Origin of the sequence: Chitinophaga sp. W2I13 (genome assembly GCF_050434005.1) — a bacterium.
Classification (GTDB): Bacteria; Bacteroidota; Bacteroidia; order Chitinophagales; family Chitinophagaceae; genus Chitinophaga.
Genome location: NZ_JBNPWD010000001.1, coordinates 650,537 through 666,324 on the forward strand (window position 1 = coordinate 650,537; position 15,788 = coordinate 666,324).

Here is a 15,788-nt window from a genome sequence, read left to right on the forward strand (position 1 = left end):
CGGCTCCAATAAGCAGTTTTTTGCATAGATTTGCAACGTTTGGTTGTTAAAAATGGAGGTCTCGAAACCTGATTTAAGTCAGCCAGCAACTTTCCGGAAGTGTTGGTCGCACTTCCGGTTTTTTTTGCCGGTCAACCTGTTTTAGTTGATATTCATTACTGGCATAGTGTTTCAGTTTTACGGTATCCGGGATAAATAATATACGTTAAGGCATTACGATCAGCCGCCGGCCCTCTTCCAGCCGGAAATGCACATCCGACCGTTCCAGCCCCGCGAGCACATCAGAGAGTTGCAGGGTTCTGCTCATCTCACCAAAAAAATGAACATCGGGCACATTTCCTTCATACACTACTTCCAGGTTGTACCAGCGTTCCAGCTGCCGCATCATTTCCCGCAGGCCCACTCCTTCGAGGTTAAACAGGCCGTTTTTCCAGGCGATGGCCTTTTCCACATTTGCGTTCCGCGTTACTTTTATACCTGTATCACCTGCCTGTAGCTGATCTCCTGGTTTTAACACCACGCTGCCAGCGGTTTGATTGGTAAGGGATATACTGACCGCTCCTTCCACCAGCGTAGTATAGCTATTCTTTTCATTCGTGTATGCGTTTACGTTAAAACCGGTACCGAGTACCTGGATGTCCATTTTCCGGAGCACATTCACCCTAAAGGGTTGTGCTGCGTTGCCGGCAACTTCGAAATAGGCTTCCCCGGAGAGTTCCACTCTCCTTTCCTTTCCTTTGAAGGCTACAGGAAACTGCAGGGAGCTGGCGGCATTGAGCCATACTTTGGTGCCATCCGGCAGTACCACCTGGAATTGCCGTCCTTTGGGTGTGGTGATAGTATTGTATTCCATTTCGCCTGCACCCGGGGCTTCCTGCGTGTATTGGAGGCCGTTACTTTTCAGGACTAGGGTAGTTCCGTTCTGATGGGTGATGATACCGTTTCCCATGCTGTCGAGCACCATCTGTGAGCCATCCGCCAGCGTAAGGATGGCGCCATTTTTCCCGGGAGCTATGTCCTGCAGCGTGTTTCCGGCGATAACAGCAACCGGTTGCCGGCGATGATAGTGGCTGATAAACCAGGCAGCTGCCCCAAACAGTAACACTACAGCGGCGGCCCATCCCCATTTGTGGAGGAAATGTACACGGTGAAGCGGTTTGGTAACCGGGTCGTTTGATAGTTTATCCGATGACAGGATCTGGTCAGCCACCTGCATCCAGTGTTGCTGGTTGTAAGCCGGCAAGGCGGTTGAATGATGTTCCTGCAGCCAGCCTTCCACGTCGTCGATAGAAGCGCCGGTTTCGTCCCGGTCAACCCAACCGGTTAATTCGTCCAGTTCTTCCTCTGTGGCAGTGTGTGTTGCCAGACGATCGAGTAAATATGCCAGTCGGTGGTGATGTTCCATTTATGAAGGTGATACAGGTAAATGAAAGTGATGTATGTCCCCTTATCTATACCAGACAATTGAGCGGGGAATTGGTACCGAAAAAAAGTGAAGTTTTTTTTCAGAGGGACTGTTTATTCAGATGAGTATATCTATCAATATGGCCAGGAGCAGCGGGTAGCCGGCCTTTTGCAGGGAGGAGCGGATATTTTTCAACGCCATTACCAGCAGGTTTTTCACCGTGCTGATGGCGAGATCCATATGTTGTGCGATTTCACTGCTGGAGAGTCCCTGTTCACGGCTAAGGCGGTAGATTTGTTGCTGCTTCTCCGGTAATTGCTGCACAGCCTTGTTCACCAGGCCCAGCAACTGCCGGAATTCAATCATGTCTGCCACCGGCAGGTCCTTACCCGAGCTGTCTTTTTCATAGCCAACGGTATGCATTACTTTATCGCGGATGGTTTGGCGACGGACATAGTTCACGGCCAGGAAAAAACAAATTTTTTTAATCCAGGCGCCTGGTTGTGCCACTTCCGTGAGTTGGTCGCGGGCTACCCATATTTTGAGAAAGGTATCCTGTACCAGGTCGTCTGCCACTGTCACTGATCCGGTAATACGTGCTGCCATCGCCTGCAGGCGTGGTGCATAAATTTCAAAAAGACTCCTGAACGCAGATTCGTCGCCGGCCGCTATCCGCTTATAAAGGTCAGGAGCATCAATAGAATGGCCCTCGCTCATTGACAACCTTGCTTGCGTGAAATAACAAATGTGACGGCAAGGTAGAATAATAATGTAAAATTCCATAGCACCCGGGGAAATGTGCTGACGGACGTATTTTATTAACGGGAAAGCATATAAGCTACCAGCGCCATGGCAGTGATACCTGCTACATCATTCCAACGGAAAGGGGATGTCTGGCGATAGTTGTTTAAATGATGGTGAGATGGATAGGCCTCGTATATCAAGCTACTGCTGTTGCTGCTGTCCTTGACAGCGGGCAGGTATTGCTGCCATGACCACTGTTTATGGTTGGCAGTCTGCCCAAAGAAATTGGTTTTCGGGGCCGGCAGCAGCAACATTTCTTTCTTGCCGGTGATCGCGCTGCTGTCCTGCGCAGGTGCGGTTAAAGTAACGCCCACGGCCAAACCGGCGGTGAGCATGATTGCCCGGAAATAACTTTTCAATTGATCTGGTAGTAGCATGGTAATAGTCCTCCTGTATTCAGGACGCATGGAATTCTCCGTTCCCCTATGCGCGGGGTATTTTTTTTCCGGCAAAATAAAGAGCCTTTGTACTGCAGGGCAATACAAAGGCTCTTTATTTTTATAGAGATAAATTACGCCTGGTTGTTTTGCACCGGAAAAAGCGTGCGCAGCGCGGGAATACGTAAAAAGAGGCTTACCCATACCAGGATACCGAACACCACCGGGAAATAATAGGGTTCGTTGATCCTGGACATGATGGCTACAGCGCCGCCGAGGTAAGCGGTGACCAGTATCGCACCCAGTATAGCCGTACGGGGAATGGCATACAAAATAGTGGCGATGAGCAATATAATGCCGATACCCTGTACCTGTTCTGCCGGCCAGCCCAGCTTTACGCTGCCTTCCATGGAAGTGATGTTCTTAATTACTTTCATGATGGCGTCTACCAGGAGAAAGAGTACACAAAGAACGGTGATTACCCAACCGGTAACATTAGCTGCTTTAGAAGGAGCTTTCTTATTCAGATAAATTGTTTGCGCTTCCATATAAGTTGTTTTTTTGTTTTTGTTTGATTTGATTGACAATACAAACTTACCGGCATTTGTGCGCATTCCTGCTGGGGAAATACGACATTCTTACTGGTTGATTGCGACAATTCAGGAACATCTTACCTTTGCGTCATGGATTATTTCAAAAAGCAGCTTGATTTATTAAAAACAGAGCGGGAAGAAGACAGGAAATCATACAAACAAATGACGGAATCCACGTCTGTAGCAGATCGCAGGGCAAACGGACTTACCTGGTACCCTATTGCTATCAGGGGATCAGAGATGAGCCGGGGAGATTACCTGACGGTGGAAGTGGAGCGTACCACTCACCAGGACCTGCCGCATCAGCTGCGTTTTGGCGCTTCTGCCGTATTATTTTCCAATCATGATCCAAAGCAGGATCATCTTGAAGGCACCATCACTTACCAGGGCGGGAACAGGCTGAAGATCACCCTGCGCACCGACGAGCTGCCGGAATGGGCCAGTGATGGTAAACTGGGCATCGACGTACTTTTTGATGATAACAGTTATGACGAAATGCAAAACGCCCTGAAACAGGCGGATGCATTGCAGGATAAAGTACCCGAAGGACGGCTGATAAAAATACTGACCGGGGAAAAGAAACCCGTGTTTCATCCGGATATTACTCCTTATGTAAATCCCGCGCTGAATGCCTCCCAGCAATCGGCCGTTAATAAAATACTTTCCGCCGGCGACCTGGCCATTGTACACGGTCCGCCCGGCACTGGCAAAACCACTACCCTGGTACAGGCCATTAAAGCGCTGATCAAACAGGAGCAACAACAGATACTTGTGGTGGCGCCTAGTAATACCGCAGTGGATCTGCTCAGCGAAAAGCTATCGGATGAAGGACTGAATGTGTTGCGGGTGGGCAACCCGGCGCGCGTATCAGAGCGGCTGATGTCGCTCACGCTCGACAGCAAAATATCTGAGCATGCCAGTATCAAAGAAATCAAGCGAATGAAAAAGCAGGCGAATGAGTTCCGCGACATGGCCCACAAATACAAGCGTAACTTTGGCAAAGCAGAAAGGGATCAGCGGAAAGCCTTGTTTGACGAGGCCCGCAAGATCATGAAAGAAGTAGGCAATACAGAGCAATATATTATTGACGACCTGATCTCCAAGGCACAGGTGATTACGGCCACCCTGGTGGGCGCCAATCATTATACCGTGAAAAATTTAAAGTACCATACGGTTGTAATAGATGAAGCCGGGCAGGCACTGGAACCTGCCTGCTGGATCCCTATCCTGAAAGCGCAAAAGGTAATCCTTGCCGGAGACCATTGCCAGCTATCGCCCACCGTAAAATCGGAGGAAGCCGCCCGTAAAGGTCTCAGCACTACCCTGCTGGAAAAATGCACCGCCCTGCACCCCGAAAGCGTAACGCTGCTGGAAGAACAGTACCGTATGCATGCCACTATCATGGGATATTCTTCCAGTATCTTTTATGAAGATAAATTAAGGGCTCATGCCTCTGTTGCCGGACACCTGCTGTTTTCCGAAGATAACCCGCTCAGCTTTGTAGACACTGCCGGTTGCGGTTTTGATGAAAAGCTGGATGGCACCAGTACCACCAACCCGGAAGAAGCTGTTTTTTTATTTAAACATCTTACCCGGCTGGTAACTGCGCTGGGGGAACATTACCAGCCGAAAGACTTTCCCACGGTGGCGGTTATATCTCCCTATAAACAACAAATACAATTATTAAAAGAGCAGCTGCATCACTCCCCGTTGTTGCAGCCCTATGCAGACAAAATATCTGTGAACACCATCGATAGTTTCCAGGGACAGGAGCGCGATATTGTGTATATCAGCATGACGCGCAGCAACACCGAAAATAAAATAGGCTTCTTATCAGACATCCGGCGGATGAATGTAGCGATGACCAGGGCCCGCAAGAAGCTGGTGGTGATAGGCGACAGCGGCACCCTTTCCCAGCTTGGGTTTTATGCGGACTTCATCACTTATGCGGAGCACAAAAACGCCTACCAGAGCGCATGGGAGTTTATGGATGTGTAACGCTGGTTGTCATTACCTTTTCCAATACCTCAAAAAAAGCGGGTTGCTGTTCAAACATCGGGAAGTGACCCGAAGCCTGGATCCAATGCAGTACGATATCCGGGCGGATGATCTTCAGTTCGTAGGTATAGAAAGCCAGGGGATCCTGGCGGCTGCCGATCACGGTTACCGGCCCTTTATATTGCGGCAGGTTTTTACTGAGATCAAAATGGGTCCGTTGCAGGTCTGATACCATTAACCCCTGCATACGGACATTGGGTTTTGCCACATAAATCTTCCCCATGAGGCTGTCGATGTCCGCTTTGTTGTAAATGTATGCCAACCGTATGGTGCGGTTATACAGCGCACTGTCTGCGCCAGTTGCCCTCCCTCCTTCTATCTTTTTGCCCAGGGAATCCATCAGCGCCAGGTCGGATACACCCAGGCGTGCCCGCAGGTTGTTCATGTGCGTGGTCATGAAATCGGCGGAGAACTTATAGTAGCCAGGATTTGCCAGCACCAGGGCGCGCACCTTTTCCGGGTGGGCAGCTGCGTAACTCATGGCCAGCATCGCGCCCCAGGAGTGGCCGTAAATAACGGTTTTGCTGATCCCTTCTTTCTGCAGCAACCGCTGAATGTCTTCCACGGCGGCTTTGAGGTTAATAGTGGTGGAATCGAACGGTACGGGGATGGATAAGCCGGTGCCCCGCTGTTCCAATAAGATGGCCCTGTAATGCTTTCCCAGCTCAATCGCCACTTCTTCCTGCTGCAAACAGGAGTTGCCAGGGCCGCCAGACAACACTAAAACAGGGCTTCCCTTCCCATAAGTATGATAATAAAGCCAGCCGTTGGGGTATTTCAGTGAGTCCAGTTGCTGTGCATGGATGGGCAGGCAATACAGCAACGTGGTTAACAATAACAACAGTTTCATAAGACGGTTTTTCTCCATTAAAATAGGTGATTTCAGGCATATAATGCGCCTGTTCCCCTGAAAGCCGCTGCTGTAAAGGACAAATAAATCCTTGCCGGAAGCCTGAAAAACCGTAACTTTGCCCGTTTTTCGGGATAAGATAAATGGTAGCCTGCTCATAATGATCAGCCTGTTTATTTTTTGAATAAATACATTATGAGTAAAATAGTTGATTACAGGAAGTTACTGGGTGTTACCAAAACTACTGAAGTAAAAGAATTGAAAACGATCTACAGGAATTTAATGAAGGAGTGGCATCCCGATAAATTTGAAGGCCTGGCAGAAGAACAGAAACTGGAAGCAGAAGCAAAGAGTAAAGAATTGATTGAGGCTTATCACTTTTTAGTAAGTATAGCACCTGAAACAATTGCTGCTGCTTTACCACAGTACACAGCCACCATTTCTGCTTCTACCCTGGTGGATTTCTCCTATCAGAAACAAACGCTTCAGCTTCACTTTGAAGATGGCAGCAGTTATGAATACCTCGACGTTCCGAAAACATTATATATAAAGCTGATCAACTCTGATACGCCGGGCAGGTTCTGCCGCAGGCATATTTACCACGAATTTGTATACCGTAAAGTGAGCAAGGCGGTTGAAGCATAGCATACCTGTTAGTATGCTTTGTTTTAAAGAATAAACTATATTTGCGCCATGCGTTCATGGATCACAAAGATATCGTTGATGCTGGCAGTAATGGTTATTACTGCGCACAACGTTATGTTTCATGACCATCAGCATATCATTTCATCGTCCGGACACTCCGTCCACGATGATGATGATGATGACCACGATCATGATATGCAGCATTCGCTGGCGCTGAACCTGATTGATCACAGCTTCACTTCTCCCTCTTCCAGCCACCTGCAACACGAAGTGCCCGTTTTAACGCTGGCGCCTGCACCTGACCTGGTTTCTCTTCCGGAAGTTATCTGCTTTCTGATATCGAAAACCAGCTATCAGCAAAAGCAGGAATTTCCACCTCCGCTGCAAAGCCTTTCATTTTCGGCATTAAGAGCACCCCCTATTTTCCTTGCATAACTTCACCGGAATTTTGTTTATAAGACGGTTGTATTAATGCTATTGCGTTTAATGCATTCAATCTGATAAATCTGTCTACTGGGAATACCAGCACCGGTGGCTGCTTTCCGACCTTCCCTGCATTTTATTTTTAGTACTTATGCCCGCTCAACGGGGCGGAATGAGTATGCCAATTATTCGATATGCTGAATAAGATCATTGAATTTTCAATCCGGAACAAATTGATTGTAGGCTTATTTATACTCGGTCTTATCGGCTATGGTATTTATGAAGTCACCCGGCTGCCGATAGATGCGGTACCTGATATTACAGACAACCAGGTACAGGTAATAACCGTAACGCCTTCATTAGGTGCGCCGGATGTTGAGCGGCTGATATCGTTTCCTATAGAACAGGCAAACCGCAGTATACCTGGACTGGCAAAGATCAGGAGCTTTTCCCGGTTTGGGTTATCTGTAGTGACCCTTGTTTTTAATGAGGACGTGGATGTTTACTGGGCAAGACAACAGGTTACCGAACGGCTGCAGGAAGTGCAAAGCCAGATACCCGGCGGAATAGGTGTTCCCAAGCTGGCGCCGGTTACAACTGGTTTAGGAGAGATTTACCAGTATACGGTACGACCTAAAAAGGGCTATGAAGACCGGTATACGGCAATGGAGCTCCGCACTATCCAGGACTGGATTGTTCGCCGGCAACTGTTGGGCGTTACCGGCGTTGCGGATGTGAGCAGCTTTGGCGGCTACCTGAAACAATACGAAATAGCGGTAGAACCGGCCAAACTGAAGTCTTACGGACTTTCCATCAATGATGTATTCAAAGCACTCGAAACAAATAACCAGAACACCGGTGGTGCTTACATTGAAAAAGAGCCAACGGTACTTTTTATTCGCAGTGAGGGCCTGGTCGGCTCAGAAGAAGATATCAGGAAAATTGTCGTTAAAAATACCGGTAACGGCACGCCGTTGCTGGTAAGGGATATTGGTGAAGTGCGGTTAGGCTATGCCACCCGGTACGGCGCTTTGACCTATAATGGCGAACGTGAGGTATCAGGTGCGGTAGTAATGATGCTGAAAGGAGCCAACAGTAATGAGGTGATCAAAAAGATCAAAGCGCGTGTAGACCAGATCCAAAAAACACTTCCGGAAGGAGTGATGATCGACCCCTTCCTGGATAGAACAAAAATGGTCAATAACGCCATTGGCACTGTTGAGAAAAATCTCCTGGAAGGCGCATTGATCGTAGTATTTGTACTGGTGTTGTTCCTGGGTAACTTCAGAGCCGGATTACTTGTTGCTTCTGTTATTCCGCTGGCGATGCTGATAGCGGTAATTATGATGAATACCTTTGGCGTAAGCGGTAACCTGATGAGCCTCGGTGCGCTGGATTTCGGGTTGATTGTAGACGGCACCCTGATTATAGTAGAAGCCTGTATGTTCAGACTGCATCATTACAACAAACCCTTTATCACGCAAACGGAAATGGACGACCTGGTGTTGGAAACATCAGGCAGGATGCGAAATGCAGCGGTTTTCGGAGAGCTGATCATCCTGATCGTATATCTTCCCATATTTGCCCTCGCAGGCGTGGAGGGTAAGATGTTTAAGCCCATGGCGCAGACAGTAGCCTTCGCGTTGTTTGGCGCTTTCCTGCTTTCCCTGACCTATGTACCCATGATGAGCGCACTGGTTTTAAGTAAAAAAATTCCCGCTAAACTTTCCTGGTCCGACTGGATGATGGAAAAACTGGAAGTCCGCTACCAGCGTCTATTAAACAAAGTACTGAACATACCCAAAGCAGTAATTGGAACAGCAGCAGGTTTATTAGCCATTGCTTTATTTGTTCTTTCGCAGCTGGGAGGCGAATTTATACCCCGACTGGAAGAGGGGGATTTTGCGGTAGAAACCCGCGTACTTACCGGCAGTAGCCTGAAAACCTCTACTACTGTGGTGTCGCAGGGTGCGAAAATCCTGCTGGAGAAATTTCCTGAAGTGGAGAAGGTGGTTGGAAAAACCGGTAGCAGCGAGATTCCTACTGACCCTATGCCGATTGATGCGAGTGACCTGATGGTAATTTTGAAAGACAAAAGGGAATGGACTTCTGCAAAAACCTTCGATGAATTAACAGAGAAAATGTCAAAGGAACTGGAAGCCATACCCGGCGTTACTTTCGGATTCCAATATCCTGTACAGATGCGCTTTAATGAATTAATGACAGGCGCCCGTCAGGATGTTGTCTGTAAAATTTATGGCGAGGACCTGGACAGCCTGGCTACATATGCCACCCGCCTCGGGGCAGTGGTCAATACCGTGAAAGGTGCTACCGATCTGTATGTGGAAGCCATCACCGGGATGCCGCAGATTGTTATTAAATATAACAGGGATGCCATTGCGCAATATGGCCTTAACATCAATGATATAAACAGAATAGTAAATACCGCCTTCGCGGGGCAAAGCAGTGGTCTTGTTTATGAAGGAGAAAAGCGTTTCGACCTGGTAGTCAGGCTGAGCGGTCAGCAGCGGCAAAACCTTACTGATGTGCAGCATTTACTAATTCCTACCCAACAGGGTTCACAGATACCCTTATACCTGGTGGCAAAAGTAGCTATAGAAGAAGGGCCCAATCAGATACAGCGCGAAGATGCCCAGCGCCGGATCATTGTAGGATTCAATGTGCGTGGCCGTGATGTGCAGACTGTAGTAGAAGAACTGCAGCAAAAGGTATCCGGTAAAATAAAATTACCACCGGGTTACTACGTTACCTATGGTGGCGCATTTGAAAACCTGGAAGCTGCGAAAAAGCGTTTAGGCATTGCCGTACCCGTTTCCCTGCTGCTTATCCTGCTGATGTTATATTTTGCTTTCAACAGTATCAGGCAAGGGTTGCTGATTTATTCGGCTATTCCTTTATCTGCCATAGGAGGCATTTTTGCCCTTGCATTGCGGGGAATGCCGTTCAGTATTTCAGCCGGCATTGGTTTCATTGCATTATTCGGTGTGGCTGTACTGAATGGTATTGTGCTCATTGCAGAATTTAACCGGTTACATAAAGAAGGACTGAACGATGTCCGGGAAATTGTATTAAAAGGAACGAGGGTACGTTTACGGCCCGTGTTGATGACCGCATCCGTAGCCTCTTTGGGCTTCCTGCCGATGGCACTGAGCAATGGCGCCGGCGCCGAGGTGCAACGGCCATTGGCTACTGTGGTTATCGGGGGACTGATCCTGGCAACGTTCCTGACCCTGTTTGTACTTCCAATTCTTTACATCATTTTTGAAAAGAAGCATCTGATGAAGCAACCCAAGCATTTACCGGGCGCTGCACTCTTATTATTACCATTCCTTTTGCTGGCAGCACCTAACGCACGGGCACAACAACCGATCTCCCTTAATGCAGCGCTGGATACCGCTATGAAGAATAACCTGTCTGTCCGGAACCAACAGCTGAATGCAGACTATCTGAAAAAATTAAAAGGAGCGGGATGGGATGCCAACCAGGCGGTTATTACCGGTGAATATGGTAAAATCAACAGCGCTTACAATGATAACCGGTTTACCATTTCACAGACCATCAAATTCCCAACCATATACAGCAGGCAAAAACTGTTGCTGAATGAAGAATGGAAAGAAGGACTGCTGAATGTTTCCGTTAAACAATCTGAATTAAAAAAGCAGGTCACTTCGGTGTACTACCAGCTCCTGTTCCTGCGCAATAAAAAAGAACTGCTTCAGTATACGGATAGTATCTATGCGCTTTTCCTGGAAAAGGCGGCAATACGTTTTAAAACGGGGGAAAGTAACATACTCGAAAAAACGACCGCCGAAACCCAGCGTGGACAAATCGCTTTGCAGGCGGGCCAGTTACAGCAGGACTACGCCATCCTGCAAGCGCGGCTGAAAGTGCTGCTCAACACGACTACTGATGTAGAACCTGATGATACACCGCTTAAAATGCCGCTTCCCGGTGATATTGATAGCACGGAGCTTAAAAAGCATCCCTACCTCCAATTACTGGAGCAACAGGAGCAAACAAGTCTTTCCAGGTACAAACTGGAAAAATCCAGACTGTTACCCGACTTACTGCTGGGATACAATAATATGACCATGCGTGGTATGGGGGCGGATGATAAAGAATATTCGGGAGACACCCGGTTCCAGTCGGCCCAGATAGGTGTTGGTATTCCGCTATTCTTTGGTGCGCAGAAAGCAAAGATCGGCGCTCAGAAAATAAACCAGGAACTGGCAAAAAGCACTTACCAGGCAGGATTACAGGAATTACAATTAAGATATACCGAAGCTGAAAAGCAGTATAGTAAAATGATGCAGGCGGTTTCCTACTATGAACAAAGTGGGCTAAAGAATGCGGACACCATCATTGCTACCGCAAATCTGCAATTCGTAAACGGGGAAATCAATTACCTGGAATGGGTGATGCTGAACAACCAGGCTTTCAGTCTCCGGAATGAATACCTCGATGCCGTAAATAACCTTAACCAGTCTATCATTGAATCCAATTCTTTATTGAACAGGTAAATATAAAATTCATGAAACAATACATCATCATATTAGCTACATCCTGTTTACTGGCGGCATGTAACAACAAACCGAAGGAGGAAGAAAAAGCACCGGCCGGCGATAAAGGAAATCTCATTGAACTGACGGATGCCCAGCAAAAAAATGCGGGCATAGAAACCGGGCACCTGGAGAAAAGGCGTATTGCTGCTGCAATCCGGGTAAACGGGCAGATTGATGTCCCCCCGCAGAATATGGTCAGCATCAGTTTCCCGTTAGGGGGCTTTTTAAAATCCACCACGTTACTTCCCGGTATGCATGTTACCAAAGGAGAAGTAATCGGCGTTATGGAGGATCAACAGTTTATTCAGCTGCAGCAGGATTATCTCACTTCAAAAGCGAAATTGGCGTACCTGGAAAAAGAATATGCCCGTCAGCGTGAACTTAACCAGAGCAAAGCTACCAGCGATAAATTATTTGAGCAAACCGAAGCGGAGTATAAAAGCCAGCGTGTACTGAACAGATCTGTTGCAGAAAAATTGCAACTGATTGGTATTAATGCCTCCAGGCTTGATGAGAACGGCATTTCCAGAAGTGTTAATATCCACTCTCCCATCAATGGTTTTGTGTCGAAGGTAAATGTGAACATAGGCAAGTATGTAAATCCTTCAGATGTTTTATTTGAAATAGTAAATCCGGCGGATATTCACCTTGCGTTGACCGTTTTTGAGAAAGACATCAATAAACTGGCTATCGGTCAAACGGTGGTGGCTTTTACCAACAGCAATCCCGAAAAAAAGTACGATTGTAAGATCATACTGATAGGCCAGGATCTTACGGCAGACAGGAGTGTGCAGGTACATTGCCACTTTGAGCAATACGACAAATCACTGATCCCGGGAACTTTTATGAATGCTGATATAGAGTCAGCCAATGATAGTACCTGGTCGCTGCCGGCGGATGCGGTGGTACGTTTTGAAAACAAAGAGTATGTTTTTTGCCGGAAGGATGAAAATGTATTTGAAATGATACCTGTAAAAACAGGCAACAGCGAGAATGGATATGTGGAAATAATATTGAATGGCAATACACCCGCAGTCAACAGTGAATATGTAATAAAAGGCGCTTATTCTCTTTTAATGAAAATGAAGAATACGGCAGATGAATAAGTTGCTGAAGATTGATGGTGTTTACTTCTTCAATAAATTTTTTTTATAGACAGAAGGACTTTTCCCGGTATGCACTTTAAAAACCCGCGTGAAATGGCTCTGGTCCGAAAACCCGGTGAGATATGCTATTTCCGTAAGTGAATGCGACGTGGTGGAAAGCAGCTGTATCGCTTTGTCTATCCGGAGTTTTCTGATATAATCACCAAAGGAAAGGTCATCAAAATATTTTGAAAATTCCCGTGATAAATAGGCGGGATGTACCTGTAAAGTTTCTGAAATTCCCTTCAGACTCAGATTCAGGTTGGTATCTATCTGGTCCTGGATGATCTCTTTCAGTTCCTTTGCCCAGTGAGGTACCTTTTTACTGTCTTTTTCATGTTGCAGGAAATTTTTAAAGATGTCCAGCAGCTGACTTTCAAATGGTTGCTGCGTGTGCTTTACATGTTGCAGGTATTTTGCCCAGCTGTATAGCGAATCGTATAACAACATTCCTTTTTCCAGCAGCTGATAGTCGTCTGGTTCATCATGCGCCATACCAGCGGAGATAGCCCATAAACCGGCAGCTTGCGGCGCCAGGTTGTGGCGGTCGGTATCAGCACCGCGAACAATTGGCGCCAGCGCGTGAATGGCCGGATCTTCAAGGTGGTGTTTTTTTATGATGTAGTCAAATGTACATAAGTCGTCATAGTGTGTGTATTCCACACCGGCTATATCAAAAGGAATGGCGTTCAGCTCAGCGGCCTTTGACAATACTTCATTGAACGGCACGTATATAAATTCAGCCGCCTGGTCCACAAATCTTTTTATAAGCCAGGGACAAGCCAGTCTGTCTATTTTCGGGCGCTCGCGGGTGATCCATTTCATACCTGATAATTAATTATGATAGTTACGTGTAGAACAATTTAGTTCCCCGTAGGCCGGAAGCTGGGGGTGCTTACATTACTTTCTATAAATGCCTTACGGTATTCCCTGGGAGATTTCCCCTGGTAAATTTTAAACTGCCTGTTAAAGTAAGAGATATTATCAAACCCACAGGCATAGCATATTTCAGATATGCCATTTCCTGTGCCTATCAGCAGTTTTGTAGCATGACTGATCCTTATCTCGTTTACAAACTGTGAGAATGTTTTCGTGGTTCTTTTTTTAAAGTAGCGGCAAAATGCAGCTTCGTTCATACAGGCGAGAGAGGCGGCAGATTTGCTATCTACATGATCAGCATAATTTTCCAGTACATATTTAAATATCGGTTCCAGCTTTTTTGAATCTGCATCCTTATAGCGTGTCTTTCCCGGATCATCTGTTAATAGTTGAACACTTTCCCTGCCCTGCAACGATAATTCGTCCAGGATCTGTAAAAGGATGATCAGGTTTTTCATCTGCTGATTTGCCTGAAACTGGAAAAACAGGGTATTCACAACAGGCGATATTTTATTAAATTTTATGCCGTATTCAGATAACTGCATCAGTTCTTTTATCTTTCTCAATTCCAGTTTTTCAAAAAAATCCTTCCCGATAAAATCTTCTGTAAACTGCACTATAATAGCGTGCGCTATTTCGTCGGCCCCAACAGGCGAGCTATTATTGCAAAAGCAATGGACCAAACCCGGACCGAACATATAAATTTCTCCTTCATTGTAATTCATCACTTTGTTTCCCGCATACATTCTGCCCGCACTTTTTACAATCAGGATCAGCTCGTGCCCATGATGAAAATGAAATGTATTGGTGAACCGGGGCTGACAGAATTCTTTTATTACAAAACTGGCATCCTCCGGAGTAGATATGTGTCGATAAGAAACTTTCATAATGTCTTTATCTTTAGTACACTATTTATTTTCTAAAGCAAAAAAAACAGAAATATGGTAAATATAGTATTGATATCTTGCAAATGAAGTACTTTTATTTCAATGGAAGTCTGAATAAGTTTGTGAAACAATGAATTCTTAAAAAACGTTCCGGTTATGAAACCAACAGGCTTATGCCTTACAGATGCCACATGATTCGACGTAGCTATTATCTGCAGCATACATTAATCCACTTTTATATATCAATGCGTTATGGAATTAGGGATACACAACTGGATGCGGTCTGAAACGATAGAAACTACCATCAGGAGAGTTTCTGCGCTGGGATATACCAGGCTTGAAATTGCCGGCACCCCCGAACATTATGATACGAAAAGTTTAAGAGAACTGATGAAGACGCATGGTTTGTCTTGCTGGGGAGCTGTAACGCTGATGCTGGGTGACCGCAACCTGCTTGCCAGGGATGAGGCGCAGCGCGCAAAATCAGTGCAGTATGTAAAGGATGTAATCACCATGGTAAAGGAACTGGATGGTCACATGGTGGCTGTTGTACCTTGCACCGTTGGAAAAATTGTACCGGACGGAAGGCCTGATGAAGAATGGAAATGGGCCGTTGGTGCGCTAAAGGAAATTTACGACTATAGCGAGGCTGCAGGAATCCGGATAGGCATTGAGCCTATCAACAGGTTTGAAACCTATTTCATCAACAGGGCCGATCAGGCATTGGCTTTAGCAGCCTCCGTAGGGCCTAATTGCGGTGTTTGCCTGGATACCTTCCACATGAATATCGAGGAAGCGGATATGTTTGAGGCCATCAGAAGGGCGAAGGGGAAACTGGTTGGTTTTCATGTGGCGGACAACAACAGGATGGCGCCGGGAATGGGACACCTCAACTGGAAGAAGATCATAGATACGTTGAGGGAAATAAATTATGATGAGGTGCTTTCCGTGGAATTTTGCGCTTCGCTGGATCGCACGCCGGCCAATCCTTACCCGGATTCTATTGATGAAAATCCTGAAAACTTATCTGCTGAGCAGGCGAAATTCCTGGTGGACCACGGCAGTGCTTCTGTTACAGAAGCGTTTTATACCATGCTGACTACCCAATCATTTAATACTTTATCAAAACTTATTTAAAG

Annotated in this window: 13 protein-coding genes; 6 read left to right on the forward strand and 7 right to left on the reverse strand. The window is 46.5% G+C overall.

The annotated features are described in order from the left end of the window. Window positions 1–205: 205 nt before the first annotated feature. The 4 genes from QFZ48_RS02640 to QFZ48_RS02655 form a co-directional block, all read right to left on the reverse strand. Window positions 206–1,405: a FecR family protein gene (locus QFZ48_RS02640; protein ID WP_429045960.1), complete on the reverse strand. Its 1,200-nt coding sequence runs from the start codon at window positions 1,403–1,405 to the stop codon at window positions 206–208. 117 nt (window positions 1,406–1,522) lie between these two features. After that, window positions 1,523–2,122: an RNA polymerase sigma factor gene (locus QFZ48_RS02645; protein WP_429045958.1), complete on the reverse strand. Its 600-nt coding sequence runs from the start codon at window positions 2,120–2,122 to the stop codon at window positions 1,523–1,525. A gap of 101 nt (window positions 2,123–2,223) precedes the next feature. Then, a complete protein-coding gene (locus QFZ48_RS02650; RefSeq protein ID WP_429061021.1) occupies window positions 2,224–2,586 on the reverse strand; it encodes a hypothetical protein in 363 nt (120 codons plus the stop codon). Between the two features lie 134 nt (window positions 2,587–2,720). Next, window positions 2,721–3,134, reverse strand: coding sequence for a DoxX family protein (locus tag QFZ48_RS02655; protein WP_429045955.1), 414 nt, complete (start codon window positions 3,132–3,134; stop codon window positions 2,721–2,723). Window positions 3,135–3,269: 135 nt separating this feature from the next. Between QFZ48_RS02655 and QFZ48_RS02660 the strand changes: the two genes are divergently transcribed. After that, window positions 3,270–5,177: an AAA domain-containing protein gene (locus QFZ48_RS02660; RefSeq protein WP_429061022.1), complete on the forward strand. Its 1,908-nt coding sequence runs from the start codon at window positions 3,270–3,272 to the stop codon at window positions 5,175–5,177. Here the strand turns inward: QFZ48_RS02660 and QFZ48_RS02665 are convergent. Next, on the reverse strand, window positions 5,164–6,087 hold the full coding sequence (locus QFZ48_RS02665; protein ID WP_429061024.1) for an alpha/beta fold hydrolase: 924 nt from the start codon (window positions 6,085–6,087) through the stop codon (window positions 5,164–5,166). The two genes, QFZ48_RS02660 and QFZ48_RS02665, sit on opposite strands and share 14 nt — an antisense overlap. A 195-nt stretch (window positions 6,088–6,282) precedes the next feature. On the opposite strand from QFZ48_RS02665, the gene QFZ48_RS02670 reads away from it, so the two are divergent. The 4 genes from QFZ48_RS02670 (at window position 6,283) to QFZ48_RS02685 (ending at window position 12,844) form a co-directional block, all read left to right on the forward strand. Beyond that, window positions 6,283–6,732, forward strand: a complete 450-nt coding sequence (locus QFZ48_RS02670; protein WP_370912759.1) for a KTSC domain-containing protein — start codon at window positions 6,283–6,285, stop codon at window positions 6,730–6,732. Window positions 6,733–6,780: 48 nt separating this feature from the next. Further along, on the forward strand, window positions 6,781–7,167 hold the full coding sequence (locus tag QFZ48_RS02675; protein WP_429061027.1) for a hypothetical protein: 387 nt from the start codon (window positions 6,781–6,783) through the stop codon (window positions 7,165–7,167). A 182-nt stretch (window positions 7,168–7,349) separates the two neighbouring features. Further along, the gene (locus QFZ48_RS02680) at window positions 7,350–11,696 is read left to right on the forward strand and encodes a CusA/CzcA family heavy metal efflux RND transporter (protein WP_429061029.1); all 4,347 of its coding nucleotides are present in this window, start codon (window positions 7,350–7,352) and stop codon (window positions 11,694–11,696) included. Window positions 11,697–11,707: 11 nt separating this feature from the next. Then, window positions 11,708–12,844: an efflux RND transporter periplasmic adaptor subunit gene (locus QFZ48_RS02685; RefSeq protein WP_429061031.1), complete on the forward strand. Its 1,137-nt coding sequence runs from the start codon at window positions 11,708–11,710 to the stop codon at window positions 12,842–12,844. 21 nt (window positions 12,845–12,865) lie between these two features. Here the strand turns inward: QFZ48_RS02685 and QFZ48_RS02690 are convergent, their stop codons facing one another. After that, window positions 12,866–13,708 (reverse strand): chromate resistance protein ChrB domain-containing protein, encoded by an 843-nt coding sequence (locus tag QFZ48_RS02690; protein ID WP_429045947.1) that lies wholly within the window; start codon window positions 13,706–13,708, stop codon window positions 12,866–12,868. Window positions 13,709–13,746: 38 nt separating this feature from the next. Next, window positions 13,747–14,649: an AraC family transcriptional regulator gene (locus QFZ48_RS02695; protein ID WP_429061033.1), complete on the reverse strand. Its 903-nt coding sequence runs from the start codon at window positions 14,647–14,649 to the stop codon at window positions 13,747–13,749. A 252-nt stretch (window positions 14,650–14,901) separates the two neighbouring features. Here QFZ48_RS02695 and QFZ48_RS02700 point away from each other — a divergent pair, with 252 nt between their 5' ends. Beyond that, a complete protein-coding gene (locus tag QFZ48_RS02700; protein WP_429045943.1) occupies window positions 14,902–15,786 on the forward strand; it encodes a sugar phosphate isomerase/epimerase family protein in 885 nt (294 codons plus the stop codon). Window positions 15,787–15,788 lie beyond the last annotated feature (2 nt).